16 protein-coding genes are annotated in these 24,244 nt (G+C 72.9%); 10 read left to right on the top strand and 6 right to left on the bottom strand.

The annotated features are described in order from the left end of the window. Positions 1 to 38: 38 nt before the first annotated feature. Entirely contained in the window at positions 39 to 2,471 is a 2,433-nt protein-coding gene (locus ACH4S8_RS02235; protein ID WP_398390048.1) for a SpoIIE family protein phosphatase, read from the bottom strand. Between the two features lie 290 nt (positions 2,472 to 2,761). Between ACH4S8_RS02235 and ACH4S8_RS02230 the strand changes: the two genes are divergently transcribed. Then, positions 2,762 to 4,930, top strand: coding sequence for a SpoIIE family protein phosphatase (locus ACH4S8_RS02230; protein ID WP_398390046.1), 2,169 nt, complete (start codon positions 2,762 to 2,764; stop codon positions 4,928 to 4,930). A gap of 106 nt (positions 4,931 to 5,036) precedes the next feature. On the opposite strand, the gene ACH4S8_RS02225 is transcribed toward ACH4S8_RS02230, so the two are convergent. Beyond that, entirely contained in the window at positions 5,037 to 6,458 is a 1,422-nt protein-coding gene (locus ACH4S8_RS02225; RefSeq protein ID WP_398390045.1) for a S1 family peptidase, read from the bottom strand. A 285-nt stretch (positions 6,459 to 6,743) separates the two neighbouring features. Between ACH4S8_RS02225 and ACH4S8_RS02220 the strand changes: the two genes are divergently transcribed. The 6 genes from ACH4S8_RS02220 (at position 6,744) to ACH4S8_RS02195 (ending at position 15,520) form a co-directional block, all read left to right on the top strand. Beyond that, the gene (locus tag ACH4S8_RS02220) at positions 6,744 to 7,157 is read left to right on the top strand and encodes a PaaI family thioesterase (protein WP_398390044.1); all 414 of its coding nucleotides are present in this window, start codon (positions 6,744 to 6,746) and stop codon (positions 7,155 to 7,157) included. 501 nt (positions 7,158 to 7,658) lie between these two features. Next, on the top strand, positions 7,659 to 7,874 hold the full coding sequence (locus ACH4S8_RS02215; RefSeq protein ID WP_398390042.1) for a type A2 lantipeptide: 216 nt from the start codon (positions 7,659 to 7,661) through the stop codon (positions 7,872 to 7,874). A gap of 91 nt (positions 7,875 to 7,965) precedes the next feature. Further along, a complete protein-coding gene (locus ACH4S8_RS02210) occupies positions 7,966 to 8,775 on the top strand; it encodes an HlyD family efflux transporter periplasmic adaptor subunit (protein WP_398390040.1) in 810 nt (269 codons plus the stop codon). Next, on the top strand, positions 8,772 to 10,997 hold the full coding sequence (locus ACH4S8_RS02205) for an NHLP family bacteriocin export ABC transporter peptidase/permease/ATPase subunit (protein ID WP_398390038.1): 2,226 nt from the start codon (positions 8,772 to 8,774) through the stop codon (positions 10,995 to 10,997). The genes ACH4S8_RS02210 and ACH4S8_RS02205 overlap by 4 nt, the downstream gene beginning before the upstream one ends. Position 10,998: 1 nt before the next feature. Further along, positions 10,999 to 13,827: an NHLP bacteriocin export ABC transporter permease/ATPase subunit gene (locus ACH4S8_RS02200; protein WP_398390036.1), complete on the top strand. Its 2,829-nt coding sequence runs from the start codon at positions 10,999 to 11,001 to the stop codon at positions 13,825 to 13,827. Positions 13,828 to 14,017: 190 nt separating this feature from the next. Next, complete coding sequence (locus ACH4S8_RS02195) at positions 14,018 to 15,520, top strand: MFS transporter (protein ID WP_398390034.1); 1,503 nt, start codon at positions 14,018 to 14,020, stop codon at positions 15,518 to 15,520. Between the two features lie 89 nt (positions 15,521 to 15,609). Here the strand turns inward: ACH4S8_RS02195 and ACH4S8_RS02190 are convergent, their stop codons facing one another. Together ACH4S8_RS02190 and ACH4S8_RS02185 are read right to left on the bottom strand one after the other, a co-directional pair. Next, positions 15,610 to 17,124 carry a phosphatase PAP2 family protein gene (locus ACH4S8_RS02190; RefSeq protein ID WP_398390032.1) on the bottom strand — a complete coding sequence of 505 codons (1,515 nt, stop codon included), beginning with the start codon at positions 17,122 to 17,124 and terminating at the stop codon, positions 15,610 to 15,612. A 356-nt stretch (positions 17,125 to 17,480) separates the two neighbouring features. Beyond that, positions 17,481 to 17,903 carry a protease inhibitor gene (locus ACH4S8_RS02185; protein ID WP_398390031.1) on the bottom strand — a complete coding sequence of 141 codons (423 nt, stop codon included), beginning with the start codon at positions 17,901 to 17,903 and terminating at the stop codon, positions 17,481 to 17,483. Positions 17,904 to 18,244: 341 nt separating this feature from the next. On the opposite strand from ACH4S8_RS02185, the gene ACH4S8_RS02180 reads away from it, so the two are divergent. Further along, complete coding sequence (locus tag ACH4S8_RS02180; protein WP_398390030.1) at positions 18,245 to 18,799, top strand: hypothetical protein; 555 nt, start codon at positions 18,245 to 18,247, stop codon at positions 18,797 to 18,799. Positions 18,800 to 18,842: 43 nt separating this feature from the next. On the opposite strand, the gene ACH4S8_RS02175 is transcribed toward ACH4S8_RS02180, so the two are convergent. After that, positions 18,843 to 20,051: a PucR family transcriptional regulator gene (locus ACH4S8_RS02175; protein WP_398390029.1), complete on the bottom strand. Its 1,209-nt coding sequence runs from the start codon at positions 20,049 to 20,051 to the stop codon at positions 18,843 to 18,845. 113 nt (positions 20,052 to 20,164) lie between these two features. On the opposite strand from ACH4S8_RS02175, the gene ACH4S8_RS02170 reads away from it, so the two are divergent. Next, positions 20,165 to 21,334 carry a lactate 2-monooxygenase gene (locus ACH4S8_RS02170; protein ID WP_398390027.1) on the top strand — a complete coding sequence of 390 codons (1,170 nt, stop codon included), beginning with the start codon at positions 20,165 to 20,167 and terminating at the stop codon, positions 21,332 to 21,334. Beyond that, positions 21,331 to 22,305 carry a 2-hydroxyacid dehydrogenase gene (locus tag ACH4S8_RS02165; protein WP_398390025.1) on the top strand — a complete coding sequence of 325 codons (975 nt, stop codon included), beginning with the start codon at positions 21,331 to 21,333 and terminating at the stop codon, positions 22,303 to 22,305. Before ACH4S8_RS02170 ends, ACH4S8_RS02165 begins: the two co-directional genes overlap by 4 nt. Before the next feature lie 52 nt (positions 22,306 to 22,357). On the opposite strand, the gene ACH4S8_RS02160 is transcribed toward ACH4S8_RS02165, so the two are convergent. Further along, the gene (locus ACH4S8_RS02160; protein WP_398390023.1) at positions 22,358 to 24,145 is read right to left on the bottom strand and encodes a ricin-type beta-trefoil lectin domain protein; all 1,788 of its coding nucleotides are present in this window, start codon (positions 24,143 to 24,145) and stop codon (positions 22,358 to 22,360) included. Positions 24,146 to 24,244 lie beyond the last annotated feature (99 nt).

The raw sequence follows: 24,244 nt of genomic DNA, 5'->3' as shown, positions 1-24,244 counted from the left end.
TGGGGCGAACGCTCGCCTCGCCGGGAACGCTCACCTCGTCAGTCGAGCGCGATCTCGCACCACACCTGCTTGCCGCCGCTCACCGGCACCGTGCCCCAGGTCGCCGACATCGCCTCGACGAGGAGGATGCCGCGGCCCCCGGTGGCCTCCCAGCCGATGCTGGTGGGCTTGATCGGCGTGCGGGGCGAGTTGTCGGCGACCGCGATGCGCAGGCGGTGGTTGATGAGGGTGAGGTCGAGCCTGACCTGGCCGTCGGTGTGCACCAGGGCGTTGGTGACGAGCTCCGAGACGATCAGCAGGGCGGCGTCCATGTGCGCGTCGACACCCCAGGTCCGCAGCGCGCGCCGGGTGTAGCGGCGGGCGTGGCGGACCGCCTCGGGGACCCGCCACACGGTCCAGCTCTCGCGCAGCGGCAGTACCTCCATGCCGTCGTAGCGCATGAGCAGGAGGGCCACGTCGTCGCTGCGGTTGGCGCCGGTGAGGAGTTCGTCGGCGACGAGACCGAGGTGGGCGGGGTCGGAACCGGACAGCCCCTCGGCGAGCCGTTTCAGGCCGTCCTCGACGTCGACCTCGACGGACTCGACCAGACCGTCGGTGGTCAGGGCGACGATCGTGCCGGGCTGGAGCCGCAGCGGGCTCATGGGGAAGTCGGTCTCCCGGATGACGCCGAGGGGCGGCCCGGTCTCGGACTCGGGGACCTCGGTACGGCCGTCAGGGTGGCGCAGGACGGGTGGGATGTGTCCGGCGCGCACATACCAGGCGGACCCCTCCTCCATGTCGATGTCGACATAGCAGCAGGTGGCGAAGAGGTCCGTCTCCAGATCGAGCAGGAGCCGGTTGGCGTGCGAGACCACCACGTCGGGCGGGTGGCCCTCGACGGCGTAGGCGCGCAGCGCGGTGCGCATCTGGCCCATGACGGTCGCGGCGGAGGCGTTGTGCCCCTGGACGTCGCCGATGACGAGGCCGACGTGGTTGTCGGGCAGCGGGATGACGTCGTACCAGTCGCCGCCGACGTCCAGGCCGGAGGTGGTGGGGAGGTAGCGGGCGACGGCGACGGCTCCGGGCAGCCGCGGCAGCCGGCGCGGGAGGAGGGTCCGCTGGAGCATGCCGATCAGTTCGTGCTCGGCGTCGAAGGCGTGGGCGCGCACCAGGGCCTGTCCGGCGAGGCCCGCGGAGGCGGTGAGCAGCGCTCGCTCCTCGGGGGCGAACTCGTGCGGGGTGTCCCAGCCGATCAGGCATGCGCCCGCCATGCGGCCGCCGGCGGGCAGCGGCAGGACGGCGAGGCCGCCGGGGCCGACCTCGGAGAGCGCGGGTTCCAGGTCGGCGCCGGCGGGCCAGATGGCGGGCCGCCCCTCGTTGAGGGCCGCCGCGAGCGTGGGCATGGCCCGGACGGGGGCGTCGGGCCACTCCGAGCGCCATTCGCTGCGCCACAGTTCCGGCCAGAAGTCCGGCTGGGGAGGGTCCAGGAGCGTGACGACGAGCCGGTCGCCCTCCAGCTCCGCGACGGCGATCCGGTCGGCCTGGAGGGGCTTGCGCAGGGCGGCGACGACGGCCTGGCCGACGTCGCGGACGGTGCCGGCGGTGGCGAGGGCGGCGGCGAGCCGCTGGACGCGGCCCACGTCGTTCAGGCCGGAGCGCAGTTTGGAGGCGTCGGAGACGGTGCCCACGAGCCGTGCGGGGCGGCCCTCGGTGGAGGGCAGCAGGCGGGCGCGCAGCCGGAGCCACTTGTGCCCCCCGGACGGCTGGCGGATGCGGAACTCCAGCTCGCGTTCGCCGATGGACATGTGGTCGGGTTCGACCGCGGACATCAGTGCCGGGAGGTCCTCCGGCACGGCCAGCGACAGCAGGGTCTCGACCTTGCCGTCGAAGGCGGTGGGGGACATCCCGAACAGGTCGAGCACCTCGTGGTCGATCTCGACGTGCCCGGTGTCCATGGCGAGGCTGAAGGAGTTGGCGGGCAGGTCCGCCGTGTCGTCGGGCGGCGGTGCCGGCGGGCAGACGACCGCGTCGGTGATCAGCCCGAGGCAGGCCCGGTCCTCGGGGCCGAAGCCGTCGGGGCGCTCGCTGACGGCGACGAGGCAGCCGTGGTCGGTCAGGGGCAGCACGGCCAGGGAGAAGTCCAGGGAGGACAGCCGCCGGGCGTCGGCGCAGTGGGCGAGCTCCTGTGGTCCGAGGAAGCACGCCAGTCCCGAGCGCAGGGCCTCGGCGGCCGGGGACGTGCCGGACAGGGGGTAGCTGTCGCGGAGCCCGTACAGCGTCCTGGGCACCCCCGCGGACTCGGCCAGATGCAGTTCACCGCCGCTCACACTCGGTGAGTACACGGCGGCCACGGTCGCACCGGTGAAGACGAGTGCCTGTTCGAGCAGGCGGTGCAACCGTTCGCGCGGGTCGAGATCCGCGGTGAGCGTCTTCAGGGCAAGTTCGGCACGCGACGTTCTCGTTCCGCGTTCCGCAGCACCCTCACTGACCACGCCGTCATTACAGCGCTTCCCGGGCTCCGGCGCAGCCCCTGTGACGGCTCCGAACGCGTCGTGCCCGGGGTGGAGCCCGTGCGGGACAGCCGATCGAACGAAATCGAATCCATCGTGATTCATGCGTTTCACACAGTGCTCTCAGGGCCGAGGTGACGGTTCGTGTTCCGGCGGGCGGGGACGCGGGTCGCCGGGCCGAGGGGGCGGACCGGCTCGCCGTGCGCGATGGGCTTCCAGGGAGGAGCCTTGATCCCTGGAGGTGCGGAGGCCGTGGACGGCCCCGCGAGGAGGTGGTCGCCGTGTCCGAGGGACTGGAGGCCGCGCAGGCACCGGCCGGCCGGCCGGCCCCGGTGGGACGTCCGCTGCTGTCGCTGGCGCTGGCCGCGATGCTGGACGACGTGCACGCGCACTCGGGAGCCGTCTATCTGCTGGCCTCCCAGGAACCGGTACTGGAGATGGCGGTCTCCGCCGGGCTGCCACGGGCCTTCGCCGCACCGTGGGAGCGCGTGGGGCTCAGCGCGCCGATCCCGGTCGCCGAGGCGGTACGGGAACGGCGGCTGGTCTGGGTGGGGGGCGAGCACGAGATGGCCCGCAGGTATCCCCGGATCGCGGTGGTGCTCCCTTATCCCTTCGCGCTCGCCGCGCTTCCGGTGGCCACGGCGGGCACCGTGTACGGCGCCGTCTACGTGACCTGGCCCGGTTCGCACCCGCCGGACCTGTCCGACCGGGAACGCGAGCGCCTCACCGCGGCCTGCGACCGGCTCGCGCTGCGCCTGGAACGGGCCGCCGCGGAGAACCGGCCGCTGCACCCCGAGCCCGACCTGCTCGGATCGTCCGCCACGGTGCCGGGCGGCATGCTCGGCTCGGTGGAGGCCACGCGGATGGTGGGGCGGCTGCCGTACGGGCTGTGCTCGCTGGATCTGCACGGACGGGTCGGTTTCGCCAACGCGGCGACGGCCGAGCTGCTCGGCGTGCCCGTCAGCGGTCTCCTGGGCACCCAGCTGTGGGCGGCCGTGCCCTGGCTGAACGACCCGGTCTACGAGGACCGTTACCGGGCGGCGCTGATCAGCCAGCACGTGACCTCGTTCGTGGCGCTGCGCCCGCCGGGCGACTGGCTCTCCTTCCGCCTGTATCCGAGTACGAACGGGCTGAGTGTGCGGATCTCGCGGGCCAGGCCGGTGTCGGAGATGACGCGGGCGGGACCGCAGCGGCGCGACGGCAGCCCGCGCCTGGTGACGATCTCCCACGTGCTGAGTCTGGCGAGCGCGCTGACGGAGGCGGCGGGCGTGCAGGACGTGGTGCAACTGGTCGCGGACGAGATCTCGCCCGCGGTCGGCAGCCAGTCCCTGGTCGTCCTCGCCAGCCGGGCCGGGCGCATGCACGTGCTCGGGCACCGCGGCTATCCGGACGCGCACGTCGTGGAGCGCTTCAACGGGCTGCCGCTGAGCGAGCCGACCCCGGGCACCCAGGCGCTGAACACGGGTGTGCCCGCGTTCTTCGACTCGCGCGAGCAGTTGGAGCGTCTCTATCCGTCGCAGAACGCCACACCGGACGGCATGGGCGCGTGGGCGTACCTGCCGCTGGTCGCCTCCGGACGGCCGGTGGGCACCTGTGTCCTCGGGTACACGCAGTCCCATCACTTCGCGACCGACGAACGGGCGGTGCTGACCAGTCTGAGCGGGCTGATCGCCCAGGCGCTGGAGCGTGCCCTGCTCTACGACGCCAAGCTGCAGCTGGCCCATGGCCTGCAGGCGGCGCTGTTGCCGGCCTCGCTCCCGCCGCTGGCCTCGATCGAGGCGGCGGCGCGCTATCTGCCGGCGACCCAGGGCATGGACATCGGCGGGGACTTCTACGACCTGGTGCCCTCCGACGGCCGGGCGGCGGCGGTGATCGGGGACGTGCAGGGGCACAACGTGACGGCGGCGGGGCTGATGGGGCAGATCCGTACCGCGGTCCGTGCGTACACGGCGGTCGGCCAGGCACCGGAGGAGGTGATGGGGAGCACCAACCGGCTGCTCATCGACCTGGGTGCCGATCTCTTCGCCAGTTGTCTGTATCTGCGCCTGGACCCGGCGCGCGAGGTCGCCGTGATGTCCCGGGCGGGGCATCCGCCGCCGCTGCTGCTGCGGCCGGACGGCAAGGTGAAGGTGCTCGACCTGGCCGGCGGGCCGCTGCTGGGGATCGACGCCTACGCCGTCTATCCGACGACCGAGGTGCCGCTCGTCCCCGGGTCCGTGCTCGCCCTCTACACCGACGGCCTGGTCGAAACACCCGGCGTCGACCTCGAGGACGCGCTCGCCGACCTCGCGCGGCGGCTCGCCGCGAGCGGGCACCAGCCGCTGGACGAGCTGGCCGACACACTGCTCCAGCAGGGCGAAGAAGCCGCGCAGGACCGGCCCGACGACGTCGCGCTGTTGCTGCTGCGGGTACGGCCGCGCGGCGGGACCGGCGCCGTATGAGGAGCGGTCCGACCCTCCCGCCGGAGGGCCGGACCTGTCCACTGTCGACCGGAATTCCCTGTTCCGTTGGCCGCTCAGTGGTTCTTGATCGCCGGGGTCACCGGCATCACGGCGTGGAAACGAGGCCCGAGCCGTCACCCGACGCCGCGGCCGACTGCTGGGCCGCCGCGCCGGACTTGTGGTGCTTCCTGTGGTGGCGCGTGCCGCTCTGGCCGGTGCCCGCGCCCGCCTGGTCGCCGGCGCCCGCCGCGTCACCGGCGCTCGCGCTCGGGTCCGCCACGTCACCGGTGCCCGGGTCGGCCGCGCTCGCGCTCGGGTCGACCGCGCCCGGATCGGCCGCGCCCGGGTCGGCCGCGCCCGGGTCGGCCGCGCTCGCGCTGGGGTCCGCCGCACCGCCTGCGCCCGCGGCGCCCGCGTCACCGGCGCCCAGCGTCGCGCCGACCGCCGCCAGCGCGGTGGTGACGGGCTGGAAGAAGGTCTCGCCGCCGGCCGTGCAGTCACCGCTGCCGCCGGAGGTCAGGCCGACCGCGCCGCCGTCCTGGGTGAACAGGGAGCCGCCGCTGTCGCCCGCCTCGGCGCACACGTCGGTCTGGATGAGGCCCGTGACGGTGCCCTCCGGGTAGTTCACGGTGGCGTTGAGACCGGTCACGTTGCCGTTGTGCAGACCCGTGGTGCTGCCCATCCGGAAGACCTGCTGGCCCACGGCGGCTTCCACGGCCTGGTTGATCTGGACGCTCTGCCCGTTGCCGACGTTGACGGCGCTGTTCGTCTGCGTCGCCGGGTCGTCGTACTTGACGAGGGAGAAGTCGCCGGCACCGGGGAAGGTGGCCTGGTCGACGGTGGCGATGGAGGCGCCGGTCTGCGAGTCCGACCACTTGGCGGCGGCGACACCGCAGTGGCCCGCGGTGAGGAAGGCGGGGGTTCCGTCGCCGGCGGTGACGTTGAAGCCGAGCGAACAGCGCACGTTGCCGCCGAAGATGGCGTCGCCGCCGTCGACGAAGGTCTTGAGGGTTCCCGCGGACTTCGAGAGGGTCGCGACGCCGGAGCCGAGGCCCTTGACGGTCGACTCCACCGTGTTCCACTTGTCGCCCGTGACGGTGGAGTCCGCGGTCACGCGGATCTCGTTGGTCTTCGGGTCGACGGACCACGCCGTGCCCGGGATCGACGCGTCGGCCTTGAGGGTCTTGGCGGCGGTCTGCAGCGCGGCGGTGCTGTTCTGCACCTGGTGGGCCACCGCGCCGGCCTTCTCGATCTGGTCGACGGCGTTGCTGTCGTTACCGACGACATTCACCACGAGCTGCTTCCGCTGCGCGTCGTAGTACGAGCCGGCGAACGTGTCACCCAGTTGGGTGGCCAGCATGGAGGCGACGTTCGAGACATCGTTCGCCTTGAAGGTTCTGGGAGTGGCGGCATCCCCGTTCGACTGCGACGCGTTGGCGTTGGGCAGCAGCAGAGCCGCCGCTCCGAGCGCCGCGACGCCGCCCACCGCGATAGCGGCCTTGCGCTTGGGTATCCGTTTGTGACTCAACTCTTGACCTCCTGGGGACGGGGTCGATGCCGCGTCCGGCAGCTGACTAGGGGGCGCCTGCTTGCCTGTTGATACGCATGTGCCGCACGGGGTGTTCAACTGCCATTGCAAATTGCGGAAGTTGCTTCGCCATAGCGGCCGATTGCGGAGACAACCGGGCCATTTCCTCCGTGGGCGGATCGCCGGGCACGGGCAGGACCCGGGCCGAGGCGGACCGCCGGACCCCAAAGAGACCGCCGCTCTCACGCGGCCGGCCCGACGGCCGGAAGGGGAACAATGCGCCGTATGACATTGACCCTCGCGGAAGCCGACAAGATCCTCGCCGACAACTTCGCCCCCTGGGTGCTCGACCTCGGCCTGTCCGTCGCGGAGCTGGACGAACACCGCGCGGTCCTGCGGCTGCCGTGGTCCGCACGACTGGCCCGCGAGGGCGGCTCCCTGTCGGGCCAGGCCCTGATGGCCGCCGCGGACACGGCGACGGTCATCGCGGTCTCCGCGGCCCGCGGCGCCTTCGTCCCCATGACGACCGTTCAGCAGTCCACGAGTTTCCAGCGGGCGGTGACGGGCTCGGACGTGCTGATCGAGGCGGTCCTGACCAAACTGGGCCGCCGCACGGCCTTCGCGGACATCACCATGACGGCCGAGGGGTCGGCGGAGATCGCCGCGCGGGCGAGCACGGTGTACGCGATCCTCGACTGAACGGCCCCGACGGCCGCCGTACCCGCCGCACCACTCCCCCGGCGGGTACGGAACGCCACCGTCCGGCGACGCTCCGTCGACGATCCGCGGCGGAATCCCGGATTCAGGGAATCTGCACAGCCCATGCCCGGCAAGGTCACCGCCGTGCGGGGATCTGCACACGCGCGCGCCCCCCTGTGCACCGATGGGCCGGGACTGTCCGATTCGGCGCGGGAGTGGCAAGAGTCCGGGTGAACCGATGCCGCGCAGCATGTGAAGAAGTGGCCGCGGCGGCGTGTGCGCCCCTGCACGCTTCCCCGCGTATGGAGCACAAACCCGCAGGTGAGAGCCCTGGTTGAGTGGAAGCGCGCCGCACGGCCGTGCTTTGATCCGTGGCACCGCGGGGGTCGCAGCTCAGCTCCCGGGAGCGGGCCGTGTCCCGCGGTGGCGGCCGTCGTCTGTCCCCCAGAGGGGGCCGCTTCTCCCCCCCTTGTGAATATCCATATGAAGGGAAGTTCCACCATGAACTCCACCCCCCGTGTCGAGACCGCCGAGATCTCCGACGCCGACCTCGACAACGTCTCCGGTGGCCTCTCGCTGAACGCCGTCGGCACCGCCACCGGTCTGGTGGACGGCGTTGCCCCGGTCTCCGGCGTCGTGGGCACGGCCATCGGCACCGTCGAGGGTGTGACCGGCCTGAACACCGCCCCGGTCACCGGCCTGGTCGCCGGTCTCTGATCGCGTTTCACGCCGCCGAGTCCCGGAACCGCCCCACAGGTTCCGGGACTCCCGGGTGCCGTGAGCCTCTCGAACAGGTGAGAAGGATCCCGTGCAGTTCCGCCGACAGGCCCTCGCCAAGCTGCGGTCGCCCGAAGAGCTCGACCTTCCGGTGCGCTTCGCCCGCCCGCAGGGCCGGCTCGCCCTCGCCGTGACGGTCCTCGCCATGGCCGCCGCCTCCGTCTGGGCCGTGACCGGCACCGTCGTCTCCACCGTCGGCGCGCCCGCCGTCCTCACCCACGCGCAGGGCAGTTACATCCTGCAGAGCCCGGTCGCCGGACAGGTCACCGCGGTCCTCGCACAGGAGGGCGAACGGCTCCCCGCGGACGCCCCCGTACTGAAGGTGCGTACGCGGCAGGGGCGGACGTCCGTCGTGCGCACGGTCGCCGCGGGCCGCGTCACCGCCCTGTCCACCGCCATCGGCGCGATCATCTCGACCGGCGCGAACGTGGCCGCCGTGGAGAAGGTCGCCCACTCCGGCGACCCCCTGTACGCGACGGTGTACGTCCCCGCCGGGAGCGCCGCCGCCATTCCCGAGGACGCCGCCGTCGACCTCACCGTCCAGTCGGTGCCCGCCCAGCGGTACGGAGTGCTGCGCGGCCATGTGAAGTCGGTGAGCCGCACCGCGCAGACCCGGCAGCAGATAGCCGCCTACCTGGGTGACGCCCAACTGGGCGAGCAGTTCAGCGAGAAGGGCAGGCCGGTGGCCGTGCTGGTCCGGCTCGACCGGTCGTCCGCCGGCCGCAGCGGCCTGAAGTGGTCGTCCGCGGACGGGCCGCCCTACGCGCCCGACTCCATGACCCTGGCCACGGCCTCGGTCCGCCTCGCCGGCCGGCGCCCCGTCGACTGGCTCCTGCCGTGAGCCCCGCGCAGAAGGCCCGCGGCGGACGCCGCGCCGCCGCACCGGCCCGGCGCGGCGTGCCGAGGTCCCGGATCAAAAGCGTCCGCACCCCCACCGTTCTCCAGATGGAGGCCGTGGAGTGCGGTGCCGCGTCCCTGGCCATGGTGCTCGGACATCACGGCCGGTACGTCCCGCTCGAAGAGCTGCGCATCGCGTGCGGTGTCTCGCGGGACGGTTCGCGCGCGAGCAACCTGCTGAAGGCGGCGCGCGGTTACGGGCTGACGGCCAAGGGCATGCAGATGGACACGGCCGCGCTCGCCGAGGTGCGGGGGCCGGCGATCCTGTTCTGGGAGTTCAACCACTACGTCGTGTACGACGGCATGGGACGCCGTCTCGGACGCCGGGGCGTGTACGTCAACGACCCGGGCAAGGGCCGTCGTTTCGTGCCGATGGAGGACTTCGACACCAGTTTCACCGGAGTCGTCCTGATCATGGAGCCGGGTCCCGCGTTCCGCCGGGGCGGTCGCAGGCCGGGGGTGCTGGGCGCCATGCCGGCCCGGCTGCGCGGCACTTCGGGCACGATGCCCGCCGCCGTGCTGGCGAGTCTGCTGCTGGTGGTGGTCGGCGCGGCCGTTCCGGCGCTCAGCCGGACGTTCATCGATCAGTACCTGATAGGCGGTCAGAGTTCGCTGCTGGGCGTGCTGTTCGCGTCGATGGGCACCTCGGTGCTGCTGACGGTGGTGCTGACCTGGCTCCAGCAGGCGAACCTGCTGCGCGGCCGCCTCATCTCCTCCACGCTCTCCAGCGCCCGGTTCCTGCGCCATCTGCTGCGGCTGCCGGTCACCTTCTTCTCCCAGCGCAGCCCGGCCGACCTCGTGCAGCGGCTCCAGTCGAACGACGCGGTGGCCGAGACCCTGGCACGCGACCTGGCCGCCGCGGGTGTGGACGCGGTCGTCGTCGTCCTGTACGCCGTGCTGCTCTACACGTACGACCCGCAGCTGACGGCCGTCGGCATCGGTGTCGCGCTGCTCAACGTGGTGGCGATGCGCGTGGTGATCCGGCTGCGCGCGACCCGCACCGCCAAGCTGCGCGCCGACACCGCCCGGCTGACCAACACCGCCTACACCGGCCTCCAGTTGATCGAGACGATGAAGGCCACCGGCGGGGAGGACGGCTACTTCCGCAAGTGGGCCGGACAGCACGCCACCACCCTGGACGAGCAGCAGCGCCTCGGGGTGCCGAGCGCGTGGCTCGGGGTCGTCGCGCCGACGCTCGCGACGCTCAACAGCGCGCTGATCCTGTGGATCGGCGGCCTGCGCGCGGTCGAGGGGCAGGTCTCCGTCGGTCTGCTGGTCGCCTTCCAGGCGCTGGTCACCCGTTTCACCGCGCCGGTCACCCGGCTGAGCGGTGTGGCCGGCCGCATCCAGGACTTCGCGGCCGACGTGGCCCGGCTCAAGGACGTGGAGAACTTCCGTGCCGACCCGCTCCACACCCGCCCGGGCACCGGCGGGTCCACCCGGCGCCTGCGGGGCCATGTGGAGCTGGAGAACGTGACGTTCGGCTACAGCCCGCTCGACGAGCCGCTGCTCACCGGGTTCTCGCTGACGGTCGGCCCGGGTCAGCAGGTCGCGCTGGTCGGCGGTTCGGGCAGCGGGAAGTCGACGGTGTCCCGGCTGATCTCGGGCCTGTACACGCCGTGGGAGGGCACGATCCGCATCGACGGCCGGCGTCTGGAGGACATCCCGCGCGGAGCGCTGGCCTCGTCCGTGTCGTTCGTGGACCAGGACGTGTTCCTCTTCGAGGGGACGGTCCGCGACAACGTGGCGCTGTGGGATCCGTCGATACCCGACGACGCGGTGGCCGCCGCACTGAGGGACGCGGCGCTGTACGACGTCGTCGCGCGCCGTCCCGGCGGGATCCACGGCCGGGTCGAGCAGGACGGACGGAACTTCTCCGGCGGTCAGCGCCAACGCCTGGAGATAGCGCGGGCGTTGGTGCGCAGTCCCAGCATCCTGGTGCTCGACGAGGTGACCAGCGCCCTGGACGCGGAGACGGAGGCGACCGTCATGGACAACCTGCGTCGGCGCGGCTGCGCCTGTGTGGTGATCGCCCACCGGCTCAGCACCGTGCGGGACAGCGACGAGATCGTCGTGCTCGAACACGGCACGGTCGTGGAACGCGGACGGCACGAGGCACTGGTGGCGGCGGGCGGCCCGTACGCCGTTCTGGTCGGGGAGCGTTGAGATGACCACGGTTCACGAAGGCGTCCACGAGCAGGACGTGGTGCTCGGCGCGCTCGGCGGCATGGGGACCCCCGTTGGCCGTGCGGGACTGAGTCGCCTCGATCTGGAGGGTCCACAGGTCCTGTGGCTGGTGGTCGCGGGCGCCATGGACCTGTTCGCGGTCGACGCCGCGCAGCAGGGTCACTGGCATCATCTCGGCCGGCTCGAAGCGGGTTCCCTGCTGCTCGGTCCGGTGACGGGTCCTCAGCACACGCTGGTGGGGCGGCCGTTGCGCGGCTGCGAGCTGCGCCGGATCGCTCTGCGCGAGCTGCACCGGCCGGCCGAGGAGGCGACCTGGTCGTACGACGCGTACGGCAACCCGCAGTTCGTTCCGCCGGTGTCGAGCCCGCTGGAGCACGCCCTCGCACTGGGCGTCGGACGCGGTCTCTCCGTCCTCCTCCAGGCGCCGACGGCCGCCGGGAGCGCTGCGGCGCCCGCCGACGACGACGTGTTCTGGATGAACGTCCCGCCGGGAAGCGTGCAGTTCGGCGCGCTCTACGGGGCCGAGGCCGCGGCCGATCTGCTGATGGATTCCGGTGTCTGGCAGGGCATGGTCGACCAGCAGTACCGGCTGCTGTCCACGCTCGACCGCTGGATCGAGGAGCTGGAGGCCGGTCACGAGGACCGCGCGGCGGCGGGCATCAAGGCCGGTGAGGCCGTCCGCGACCAGGCCGACCGGACGCTGCTCGCCTCGATCGGCAGAAGGCCCGGGAAGCGCCCGACCGCGGCCGAGACGGACGCCACGTACGCGGCCTGCGAACTGGTCGCCCGCGCGGCCGGGATCACCCTGGCGGAGCGGACCGGCGGCGGCACGGAGAGCGACCGGCTCGACCCCGTCGAACGGATCGCGCTCGCCTCACGGCTGCGCACCCGTGCCGTACGTCTGGACGGGCGCTGGTGGCGCGACGACATCGGCCCGCTGGTCGGCAGGCGGGCGGTGTCCGGCGCGCCGGTCGCGCTGCTGTGGCGGCGCGGCGGCTATGTCGCCGTGCAGCCGTCGTCCGGGCGTCGGACACCGGTCGAGAGGGCCAACACGCCGGAATTCGAGCCGCGGGCCGTGATGTTCTACCGGCCGCTGCCCGAGCGCGGGCTCGGCCCGCTGCGGCTGCTGCGGTTCTGCCTCGCGGGCACGGGCGGGGATCTGCGGAACCTCGCGGTCGGTTCGCTGGTGACCGTGGCGCTCGGCGCGCTGGTGCCGGTCGCGACCGGCCGCGTGCTCGGCAGTTACGTCCCCAGGGCCGAGCACGGTCTGATCGCGCAGGTCTGTCTCGCGCTCATGGTCACGAGCGTCGTGTCGGCGGCGTTCATGCTGCTGCAGAACCTCACCCTGCTGCGGATGGAGGGCCGGATCGAGGCGAGTCTCCAGCCGGCGGTGTGGGACCGGCTGTTGAGGCTGCCCACCTCGTTCTTCGCCACCCGCTCGACCGGCGAGCTCGCGAGCGCCGCGATGGGGGTGAGCGCGATCCGCCGTCTGCTCGCGGGCATCGGCCCCACGCTCGCACAGGCGGGCACGGTCGGCGCGATGAACCTGGGCCTGCTGCTCTGGTACAGCGTGCCCATGGCGCTGGCCGCGATCGGCATGCTCGTGGTCGTCGCGGGCGTGTTCCTGGGGCTCGGCCTGTGGCAGGTGCGCGGACAGCGCCGCCTGGTGGTACTGGGCAACAAGCTGAACAACCAGGCCTTCCAGACCCTGCGCGGTCTGCCCAAGCTGCGGGTCGCGGCGGCCGAGAACTACGCGTACGCGGCCTGGGCGGGCGACTTCGCCCGCAGTCGTGAGCTCCAGCGGCGGGTCGGCCACGTCAAGAACCTGACGACGGTGACCGGCGCGGTGTACCTGCCGTTGTGCTCCCTGCTGATGTTCATGCTGCTGGCGGGCCCGGCGCGCGGTTCTCTGTCGGCGGCGGACTTCCTCACCTTCAACACGTCGATGACGATGCTGCTGACGTCGGTCACCCAGATCACCGGCGCGCTCGTCTCCGCGGCGGCCGCGCTGCCGATGTTCGAGGAGATCAGGCCGGTGCTCGACGCGACGCCCGAGGTGCGCGGGGCGAGTACGCGTCCCGGTGTGCTGTCCGGCTCGATCGAGGCACGGCGGCTGTCGTTCCGGTACGCCGACGACGGTCCGCTCGTGCTCGACGACGTGTCGTTCGCCGTCCGGCCGGGCGAGTTCGTGGCGATCGTGGGCCCGAGCGGCTGCGGCAAGTCCACCCTGCTGCGGCTGCTGATCGGCTTCGAGAGGCCGGTGTCGGGCAGTGTGCTGTACGACGGCCAGGATCTGGCGGCCCTCGACCAGTCCGCCGTGCGGCGGCAGTGCGGTGTGGTGCTCCAGCACGCGCAGCCCTTCACGGGCTCGATCCTCGACTGCATCTGCGGCACCGAGGCGTACACGCCCGAGGAGGCGATGGAGGCGGCCGGGATGGCGGGCCTGGCCGAGGACATCGGGCGGATGCCGATGGGGCTGCACACGCTCGTCGCGGACAGCGGCGCGATCTCGGGCGGCCAGCGTCAACGCCTCATGATCGCCCAGGCGTTGATACGACGGCCGCGCATCCTCTACTTCGACGAGGCGACCAGCGCCCTGGACAACGCGACGCAGCGCACGGTGATCGAGAGCACCAGGGCGCTCGACGCGACCCGGGTGGTGATCGCGCACCGGCTGTCGACGGTGCTGGACGCGGACCGCGTCATCGTGATGGAGAACGGCCGGATCGCTCAGCAGGGCCCGCCCGCGCAGCTGCTGGCGGACACGGGCGGGCGGCTGCACGAGCTGGTGCGGCGACAGCTGACCTGAGCGGTCGGTCCGCTCCCGGGACCGGGGCGCCGACGGGGACGGACGTCACACCCGGCCGCCCGGTGCCGCGACAGACACTAGCGAAACGTTGCCGTTTCGCTCGACAGGGTCTAGGGTCGGATCGTCGATGTGTACGAAACCGTTTCGTTTACGTGCACGCACCGAGCGACTTCCCCGGAGTGCTTCTGCCATGTCCCAGACCCTGACCAAAGGCACCGGCGCGGGTGCCGCGGACACGGCGTCCGCCGCCGCGTCGAAGCGCCGGTGGTGGATCCTCTCGATCATCGGCATCGCCCAGCTGATGGTGGTCCTCGACGCGACCATCGTGAACATCGCCCTGCCCTCCGCCCAGGCGGACCTCGGCTTCTCCGACGGCAACCGGCAGTGGATCGTCACCGCGTACTCGCTCGCCTTCGCCTCCCTGCTGCTGCTCGGCGGGCGCATCGCCGACCTCTTCGGCCGCAAGCCCGCCTTCCTGGTCGGCGTCGCCGGATTCGCCGGTGCCTCCGTGCTGGGCGGCGCCTCGACCGGATTCGGGATGCTGGTCACCGCGCGCGCCCTGCAGGGCGTGTTCGGCGCCCTCCTCGCCCCGGCCGCCCTCTCGCTGCTGAACACGACGTTCACCGACGCCAAGGAGCGCGCCAAGGCGTTCAGCGTGTACGGCGCCATCGCCGGAGCGGGCGGCGCGGTGGGCCTGCTGCTCGGCGGTCTGCTGACCGACGCGCTCGACTGGCGCTGGACGCTGTTCGTCAACCTCGTCTTCGCGGTCGTCGCCTTCGCGGGCGGCTGGGTCCTGCTGAGCGGGCACCGCGACGCGGCGGGCTCGAAGCTCGACCTGCCCGGCACCCTCCTGGTCTCCTCCGGCCTCTTCTCCCTGGTCTACGGCTTCTCCAACGCGGAGACGCACCACTGGAGTTCGCCCGCCACCTGGGGCTTCCTCGCCGCGGGCGGCGTCCTGCTGGCCGCGTTCGCGTGGTGGCAGACCCGGGCCGCGCACCCGCTGCTGCCGATGCGCGTCCTGCTCGACCGCGACCGGGCCGCCTCGTTCCTCACGGTCCTGATCACCGGCGCGGGCATGTTCGGCGTCTTCCTCTTCCTCACCTACTACCTTCAGCTGAACCTCGGCTTCAGCCCCACCAAGACGGGTGTGGCCTTCCTGCCGATGATGGCGGCCCTGATGGTCATGGCGCAGATCTCCACCACCGTCCTGGTGCCCCGGATCGGCCCGAAGGCGGTCATCCCCGCGGGCTTCGCGGTCGCCGCGCTCGGCATGGCCTGGCTGACCGGCATCGGCGTCGGCTCGTCGTTCTCGACCGACGTCCTGCCGCAGCTGCTGCTGATCGGGGCCGGTCTCGGCATGGTGATGCCGCCCGCCATGTCGCTGGCCACCAGCGGCATCGCTCCCGAGGACGCGGGCGTCGCCTCCGCGACCGTCAACACCATGCAGCAGGTGGGCGGTTCGATCGGCACCGCGCTGCTGAACACGCTCGCCGCGAGCGCCGCGACCAGCTACCTCGCGGGCAAGGACGTGACGAACAAGCTGGTCCGGGCGCAGTCGACGATCGAGAGCTACACCACCGCCTTCTGGTGGTCGGCCGGCTTCTTCGCCGCGGGAGCGCTCATCGCGCTCGTGCTCTACCGCCGCGGCACGCAGACCCAGGACCCGGACGCCGCACCCGTCGTCCACATGTGACCGGGTCCTGAGCCGGTCGCCGGGTCCTGACCCGGCGACCCGTCGGGCCAGGGGCCGCCGTCCGCAGGGAGACGGCGGCCCCTGGCCCGTCACCGGTGACGGGCCACCCGGGAGACGGGGCCCACCTCCCGCACCGTTTCGCCCGGCGCCCGGACGGGCCGGTACACGACCAGCGCCCGGTACTCCTTCTCCAGCCTCAGCCCGGCCGCGCCGGTACGGGGTTCACCGTCGAACGCGGTGGCGTCCACGCCGAGGATCCCCTCCAGCTCCACCCAGGGAACCCGCTCCGCCTCGTAGACCCGTGAGTGCTCCAGGGTCCCGAGGGCCGCGGCGGCGACCGCACGGGTGCGGGCGAGACGGCGGCCGGCGTCGACCAGGCGCACATCGAGCAGGTCCTCGTCCAGCCGCGGCCGGAAGGCGGGGGCGAGTCCCTCCGGTACGTAGTGGCCGTTGCCCGCGAGCAGCAGCCACAGGCGACGGGGCCGGCCGTTGACGTTCAGCTCGACCGGGCGGGCGGCGCCGAGCACCCGGGCCAGGGCGACGGCCACCGTCGGAGCGCCGGCCCAGCGCCGCTCCAACCCCGCCCGCAGCCGCATGAGTTCGGGGTACGGCCCGATGCTGAACTCGTTGAGGAACCAGGTGTCCTCTCCCGTCCCCGAACGGGCGACGCCGATGTCCACCGACACCGCCTCGCCGCGGGCGACCGCGACGGAGGCGGCCTCGAAGTCCGGGACGCCCACGTCCAGCGCGAAGCGGTCGGCGGTGCCGTCGGGGAACACGGCCAGCGCCAGCCCCCGTTCGGCCGCCGCGCGGGCCGCGGCGCCGATCCTGGCGTCGCCGCCGCAGACACCGAGCGCGCCGCCGGTCTCCACGGCCCGGTCGGCCGCCGCGGCGAGCAGCTCCGCGAAGTCGTCTCCGGAGCCCCGCTCGATCACCTCGGCCTCGGGCAGCAGGGCGCGCAGCCGCCGGGCGTGCAGCGACGGCGCACCGGCCGGGCCGTCGACGAGGACGACCAGCCCCTTGCCGAGCGGCAGCGCGGGCGCCCGCGCGGCGGGCCGCTCCCGCTCCGGTACGACGGTGCGCGGGGGCCACCATCGGCAGGTGAGGGCGGCCGCGCCCGCGCCGATGGCCACGCCGGCGAGGACGTCTCCCGGGTAGTGGACCCCTACGTAGACACGCGAGAAGGCGACGGCGGCGGCCACGGGCGCGACCAGGGCGCCGTACCGCTTGGACTCGAGGGCGACGGCGGTGGCGAAGGCCGCGGCGGAGGCGGAGTGTCCCGACGGGAAGGAGGTGGTGTGCGGCTGCCGGGCCAGACGCCGGATCGTGGGGACGCCTTCGAGCAGCGGGCGGGGGCGGCGGGCGCTCCACTTCACCAGCGTGTTGACGGTGAACGAGGCGATCGCCAGCGAGCCGAGGCCGCGCAGCGCCGCCCGGCGGCCGGCCGGTCCGCCGGCCAGGCCGATCCCGGCGGCCACGCCGAACCAGAGGCGGCCCTGGTTGGCCGCGTGGCTGAGCCGCCGCAGCGCCGGATCAGCCCCTGGCACCCGAACGGTGGCCACCCGTGTGAACAGCCGCTGGTCCCAGTCGAGGAGTGCACCCATGCTCCACCGCTACTCCACCCCGGCCGCTCGCGCATCCCGGGTGACCCGGAACGGTGACCCGGGCGGGCCGCGCGGCGCACGGACCGCTCCGGCGTGGTACGGCACGGGTCCGGGGACGGGCCGGGCGTCCGCCGTGCCCGGGACAGGCCGGGGCGTCCGCCCCGTCGTCCTCCAGGGGCGACGCCCGTACCGCCGCCGGGCGGCGGCTACACGCGCACATGCCGAGGGCCGGTCGACGGCCCCACTCCGTCTGACCGGCCCTCGGTGCGAAATCACATGGCGCCTCGCGACGGGGTCCGCACTCCCCAGCTACGGATCCCGGTCCATGTCCACGACGGCCACGCGATCCCGGTCTCTCAGAACGCGAAGACCGTCATCCCGTAGGAGTTCTTCACGCACTCGTTGGAGAAGGTGTGCTCGTACGCGACGCGCTTGCCCTGCCAGACGCCTTCCACCGTGACGACCACGGGGTCGTACTGCCTGGTACAGAAGACATCGCTTCTGGGTGTCAGCGCATCGAAGTCACCCTTGGCCGCGCGGAGTTCGGCGCAGGCGTCGGCCGCGGCGGGATGGGTCCCGGAGGCCGTCGGGGCGCAGTTGAGGGTGACCGCACGTTCCGGAGTCGCGACGGCCGCGGTCTGGCCGTGGCCCGTGGTGAGCACCAGGGCGGAGGGGGCGTAAAGTCCCGACGGGGCCGCCTGGGCGGACCCGAGGAGGGGGCCGCAGACGGCGGTGGCCGTCAGGGTGAGAGTCGCTGCCCAACGCGCGGTGTTCGGCATTGTGTGCATCCTTCCGCTCGATCGAATGCGATACCGGCTCGGTCGGTGCCGGTTCGGCGAGCGCGAGTCTGCCGAGTCCGCACAGGAAACACACATCGACCCCACACGTTTCGGTAACTTTGAGTATTGAATCAGTGGCTCGAAGTCACAGAATTCGAACGCCTGAAGCCCGTAACAGAGCGCCCGGCGATGACCACGGGCAGCCACCTGGCCGGAAAGACACGGCTCAGCAATAGGCCTGAAACATTCCGCTTGAACCGGCATGCCGCCTCGACTTCCGCTGTCGGCGGACTTCTCCGGCACCCCTTGCACGGGGACCACAAGCGAGTAATCGTTATTACATGATTACATCGGAGCAACGCGAGAAGCTGCGCGGCTGGTTCGCCGGCCGCCTGCCCGACGATCTCTTCGAGAGCCTGGCGGAGGTGACGGCCGACCGTGAGGAGATCACCGTCATCGGCCGCATCCACGAGCCGAAGCTCTCCGAAGGCACCTCGGACGCCGAGAAGGAGGCGGCGCGCCGGGCCCGTGTCCAGGAGTTCCGCGAGCGCACCCGCGAGGACCGCGTGGAGGTCGCCCGCGAGGCGGAGCACCGCTTCGGCAAGAAGGTCTCCTGGGGCGTGGAGTGCGGCACCGAGCGCGCCCTGTTCACCCATGTCGCCGCGCCCGTCATGACCCGGCTGCGCCAGCCCGAACGCGAGGTCCTCGACACGCTCGTCGCGGCCGGGGTCGCCCGCAGCCGCAGCGACGCGCTGGCCTGGTGCGTCCGTCTCGTACAGCGGCACACCGACGACTGGCTGGGCGAGCTGCGCGACTCGCTGGAGCATGTGCAGCGGGTCCGCGCACAGGGCCCGGACACCGGGTCGGGGGACTCTCCCGGCGACGACGGGGAATGACCGGGCCGGCCACGCCGTGCGGGGGCACCGGGCCACGGAGGCGTCACATGCCGTCCGGGCCCGCCCGGAACCCCCGGTCGCGGATCGTCCGGGCGATGTCCAGGGTGAGCCGGTGCCAGGGGTCGCGGGGGTCGCGGCCGGTCAGCTCGTGGATCCGGCGCAGGCGGTAGCGCAGGGACTGCGGATGCAGGTGCAGGGCCCGCGCGGCGGCGTTCGCCGAGCCCGAGTCGAGGTACGCCGTGAGGGCGTCCAGCAGGTGCCGCCGGCCGGTCTCGGCGAGGGGTCCGAGCACCAGCCGCGCGATGTGGTCGGGTGCGGAGGCCGGGCGCCCGGCGAGCAGCGCGAGGACCTGCGCGTCGGCGTCGGTGAGGACGTGCCCGGGGCGATGGGCGTGGGCCGGGGCGGTGTCCAGCGCGTCGGCGGCGAGCCGGTGCGCGAGCGCGATCCGGTCCAGGCTCTCGCCGGTGACGACGCACCCGCGCCAGGACCGTTCGCCGAGGACCGCGCCCACGCGCGCCGCCGCCGCGAGCGGCAGCAGCAGGACGGCCCGGGAGCCCCGTACCGTCGCCAGGGACGTCACCTCGCCCCCGGGGCCGGCCAGCGCGTCGAGCAGGTCCGTGGCCGTCCCGTGCGCGGGATCGGGCCGGTCCGCGGCGGTGGGCTCCGCCACCAGCAGGCAGCAGGGATCCGGGAGCTGGACGCCCAGCCGGGCGGAGCGGTCGGTCAGCGCGCCGACCGAGGCGTGCCGCCCGGCGATCAGGTCGTCGAGCAGCAGCCGCAGCGCCCGGGTCCGGTCGCCGGCCAGGTCCTCACTGGTGGCGGCGTACGCGGTGGCCATCTCCTCCGAGAGGGTGTCGAGGCTGACGAGGAGCATGCGGGCGAGCGCGAAGGCGTCCTCGGCGCCGAGGCCGGGCGCGCGGGCGGCGACCTCGTCCGTGAGGACGGTGCCCGCGACCCGGTAGGCGCGCAGCACCGCCCGCACCGGGCGTCCGTCCGCCGCGCGGGCCGAGGCGATGCCCCGGAAACGCCGCAGATCGGCCGGCCCCAGCGTGCCGTCGGTGGCCCACAGGTGGAGCAGCCGCTCCAGGCCCCAGGCCGCGATGGCCCGTACCTCGGGCAGCCGGCTGTCGTCGAGCGCCGCGTACACGGGGACCTGCTCGTTCACCGCCGCGACGATCGCCTCCACGACACGCGGGTCGGCGACCATTTCCTGCCGGACGCGTTCCCGGATCCCGGACGGCTTGTTTGTCACACCGTGATGATTCCAGCCGCACGTTGTGCGCACCACGGTGGACGGGACTTGTCACTCTCGCAAGGATCGACCTCGTACAGCGCGGTCTTGGGGACGAGAGGCGGGACGTACGGATGGCGAAGCACTGGGCCGACTTCCAGTACGAGATCTATCTGAACGGGATGACGGGTGCCGTGCCACGGCTGCCCACCGATCTGACACGGCTGGAGAAGCTCACCGAACAGCGGTTGGGCCCCGGTCCGGTCGGCTATGTGGCGGGAAGCGCGGGCAACGGAAGTACGGCGCGCGCCAATCGTGACGCCCTGGACCGGCGCCGGATCGTGCCCCGCATGCTGCGGGACGTCCACGACCGCGACCTGTCCGTCGAGGTGCTGGGGCGGTCGCTGCCCGCGCCGCTGGCGCTCGCGCCGATCGGCGTGCTGTCGATCATGCATCCGGACGCGGAGTGCGCCGCGGCGCGGGCCGCCGCCGCGCAGGGCGTGCCGTACATCCTGTCCTCGGCCTCCAGCACCCCGATGGAGCAGGTCGCCGAGGCCATGGGCGACGGCGAGCGCTGGTTCCAGCTGTACTGGGCGAAGGACCGCGAGGTCACCCGCAGCTTCCTGGACCGGGCGAAGGCGGCCGGGTTCACCGCGCTGTTCGTCACGCTCGACACCCCGCTCCTTGCGTGGCGCCCGCGCGACCTCGACCAGGCGTACCTGCCGTTCCTGCACGGCGTGGGCACCGCCAACTACTTCTCCGACCCGGCGTTCCGGGCGGGTCTGGCGAAGCCGGTGCACGAGGACCCGAACGCGGCCGTGATGCACTTCGTCAGCATGTTCGCGGACCCCGGCAAGACCTGGCCGGATCTGGCCTTCCTGCGGGAGAACTGGGACGGGCCCATCGTCCTCAAGGGCATCCTGCACCCGGACGACGCCCGGCACGCCGCCGATGCCGGCATGGACGGCGTGGTGGTCTCCAACCACGGCGGCCGGCAGGTGGCCGGGTCCGTCGCGGCGGCCGACGCGCTGCCCCGCGTGGCGGCGGCGGTGGGCGAGAGGCTCACCGTGCTCTTCGACAGCGGCATCCGCACCGGCGACGACGTCTTCAAGGCACTCGCCCTCGGCGCGCGGGCCGTGCTCGTCGGACGTCCGTACGCCTACGGGCTCGGCCTCGACGGGCAGGCGGGCGTCGAACACGTCGTCCGCTGTCTGCTCGCCGAGTTCGATCTCACCCTGGCCCTGTCCGGGCACGCCCGCCCGGCCTCCCTCGGCCCCGACGACCTGATCGAGGACAACGCATGACCGTCACCAAGAACGTGCTCGCCGTCGTCTCCCCGCACGTGGGCGGCCGTACGGCGGGAGCGGCGCTCGCCACGCTCTTCCCCGGACAGACCCGCGTCACCGTCGTGGAGGCCACCGACGAGGACCCCGTCGCGCTGCGCGAGGCCCATGTCGTGGTCACCGGCCTCGGCCCGGTGAGCGCCGAACACATCGCGGCCGCACCGGACCTGGAGCTGATCCAGTGCGCGAGCCACGGCTTCGACTACGTCGATCTGGACGCGGCGCGCGAGCGGGGCGTGCCCGTGTGCAACATCGGTTCCAGCGGCGCCGAGAAGCAGAACGTGGCCGAGCAGACCTTCGCCCTCATGCTCGCCCTGGCCAAGCAACTGGTGCCCGCCCACACCGCATTGACCGAGGCGGACTGGGCACTGCCGCGGCTCCAGCAGTCCATCACCGAACTGTCCGGCAAGACCCTCGGCATCGTGGGACTCGGGCACATCGGCGAGGAGGTCGCCCGGCGCGCGGTCGCCTTCGACATGAGCATCGTGTACGCCGGTCCCACGCGCGCGTCCGCCGAGACGGAGACCCGGCTCGGCGCCCGCCACGTCGAACTGGAGGAACTGCTGCGCGTATCGGACTACGTCACCCTGCACGCGCCGCTCACCGGGGCGACCCGCCATCTGCTGGACGCCGAACGGCTCGCGCTGCTCAAGCCGACCGCGTTCGTCGTCAACACCTCGCGGGGCGCCCTGATCGACCAGGACGCCCTCGCGGACGCGCTGCACGCGGGCACCCTCGCCGGGGCGGGTCTCGACGTCTTCGACCCCGAACCGCCCACCCCGGCCCTGCGGTTGCTCAAGGCGCCGAACGTCGTGCTCTCCCCGCACGTCGCCGGTGTCACCCGCGAGACACTCGTACGGATAGCCCTGGCCGCGGTCCAGAACGCCGCGGACTTCATCGCGGGCAAGCCGCCCCAGGACGTCGTCTCCTAGCCGCGGCACAGCCGTAGATGAGCTGTAGCCGCACGGCGGACCGGGGCCCTGCCTAGGGGCGCTCGGTCCGCCAGCGCTGTATGTCGGAGTAGTCGCGGACCTTGACCACGATGTCGGCGGCGGGGTCCGTGGACGCGGGTGCGACGGCCAGTCCGCCGCGGCCGCGGGACAGGAGCTCGCCCTCCGCGGTGAGGCTGTAGCGCTGGTCCTCGCGCTGCTTCGCGCCCTCGCCGGCGCACCGGTCGAGGAGCAGGACACCGTCGTCCGAATGCGCGTCGAGGCACAGCCCCGCGTCGGCGGCGCTGCGCAGCAGTCCGTCCCGCTCGTGGACCCATTGCTGGGTCGGGGCGGACGAGCACGCGTCCAGCGTGGCCTCGGCTCCTTCCACGGCCCGGCCGCCCCTGACGTCGAGGCACAGGCCGGCGTCCACGTTGCGCAGCCGCCGGGCGTGCTCGTCCTTGACGGACATTCCGGTCGCGGTGGGCCGAGGGGACGTCCCGGGCCGGACCTGGGAGTCCTGGGTGGGTGACAGGCTCCGGCTGCTGCTCGCGCCGATGGAGGCGGCGGTGTCGGTGCCGCCCTCCTCGTTCGGCCACAGGCTGACCGCGAGGACGGTCGCCAGCAGGGCGGCCGACAGTCCGGCCCCGGTGACCAGCGCCTGCTGGGACCCCTCCGCGGACCTGGCGGCCCTGCGCCCCGTCGACGCGAACAAGGGCTGCTGACGACGCCGCGCGCCCGTTCCCGGGCGCCCGCCGCCCGCCGGGCCCGCACCGCCCTCGGAGTACCCCTGGCTTCCGAGAGGTCCGTCCGTGCCGGGCCGCCCGAGGTCTGCCGGGCTCTCGCCGGCCTCCGGGCGCACGTCCTCCCCGGAACGTCCGCCCCTTCCGGCTCGCTCGCCGCGCGCCGGACTTCCCTCGTCCGGGGAACGCCCGTTCTTCCCGGGGCGCTCACCGCCGCGCTGCCGTCGGCCGCCGAACACGGAGACGCTCCGGGACCGCAGCACCTGCCGGGCGCGAGGTCGGCGGGAGTCGAAATAGCGACGGGCGCCCCAGCCGAGCACGGACTCGGCGATCAGGACCCCCAACCCGCCCTCGAAATGGCCGAGTTGCGCCGCCGCATGGCGACAGTAGGAGCATTCCGACAGATGCTGCCGGACATCCGGCAGCAAGGCCCCGCCGCGCCGGATCTGTATGTCGAGGAGCCGGTTGTGGAAACGGCATTCCCTGGTCGGGGCGAATTCCAGATGGGCGCGCAGGCAGCCCTGACGGAATTGCTCACGGGCCTGTTCCCAGGCGGCGACCGCGACGGGCTCGTCCATGCCCAGAAGACCGGCCGGAACGGACAGCGACTCGTCCTCCACCTCCGTATGCCACAACAGGCAGCGGGCGGCGCCCGGAAGAGCGAGGAAAGCGTGTTCGGAGAGCGTGCGGTTCTCGGCCGTCATGGACTTCGCCGCGCGCATACCGCGGCCCCCCGCGGGTTTCCTCAGCGCCGGCAGCGCCTCGCACATCCGGTCGTCCGCCGCCCAGTTGCGGACCGTGTCGCGTACGGCCACCAGGAGCCGGGGCCGCAGCGCGAGAGCCTGCTCCCCCTCACCGAGACCGTCGAGGACGTGATGGAAGGAAGCCTCGGTGACCATGGAGGCGACCCGCGACGACGTGGCGAGACAGATCACCGCGTAGTCGTACGCCGGCCGCCAGTGCCGGGCCGTCAGCAGGGCGACGGCACGGGCGGCGTCGTCCTCCGCCCCGTCTCTCAGCACAGCGGCGAGGTCCTCGTCGGGCTCGCCGAAATATCCGCCGGGCGGACGGGCGGGCGGCGGGGGGTGGGGGCTGCGCACGGGAGCGGGTTCCTTCCGAGGTGCAAGGGGGCACACAGGACGTGCTTGCCCGTCGAAAAGGAGTCCCGATTGGTGTGGACCTTTTGACGGAGCGCCGGG

This window comes from Streptomyces sp. NPDC021080, from assembly GCF_044333225.1.
Lineage (GTDB): Bacteria > Actinomycetota > Actinomycetes > Streptomycetales > Streptomycetaceae > Streptomyces.
Note: the sequence above shows the minus strand (reverse complement) of the source record. Positions and strands in the feature narration are given on the sequence as shown.

Coding starts and splice junctions, on each gene's coding strand:
- ACH4S8_RS02220 (WP_398390044.1), top strand. CDS start 6,744: ATGACATTGACCCTCGCGGAAGCCGACAAGATCCTCGCCGACAACTTC.
- ACH4S8_RS02215 (WP_398390042.1), top strand. CDS start 7,659: ATGAACTCCACCCCCCGTGTCGAGACCGCCGAGATCTCCGACGCCGAC.
- ACH4S8_RS02200 (WP_398390036.1), top strand. CDS start 10,999: ATGACCACGGTTCACGAAGGCGTCCACGAGCAGGACGTGGTGCTCGGC.
- ACH4S8_RS02195 (WP_398390034.1), top strand. CDS start 14,018: ATGTCCCAGACCCTGACCAAAGGCACCGGCGCGGGTGCCGCGGACACG.
- ACH4S8_RS02190 (WP_398390032.1), bottom strand. CDS start 17,124: ATGGGTGCACTCCTCGACTGGGACCAGCGGCTGTTCACACGGGTGGCC.
- ACH4S8_RS02185 (WP_398390031.1), bottom strand. CDS start 17,903: ATGCCGAACACCGCGCGTTGGGCAGCGACTCTCACCCTGACGGCCACC.
- ACH4S8_RS02180 (WP_398390030.1), top strand. CDS start 18,245: ATGATTACATCGGAGCAACGCGAGAAGCTGCGCGGCTGGTTCGCCGGC.
- ACH4S8_RS02170 (WP_398390027.1), top strand. CDS start 20,165: ATGGCGAAGCACTGGGCCGACTTCCAGTACGAGATCTATCTGAACGGG.
- ACH4S8_RS02165 (WP_398390025.1), top strand. CDS start 21,331: ATGACCGTCACCAAGAACGTGCTCGCCGTCGTCTCCCCGCACGTGGGC.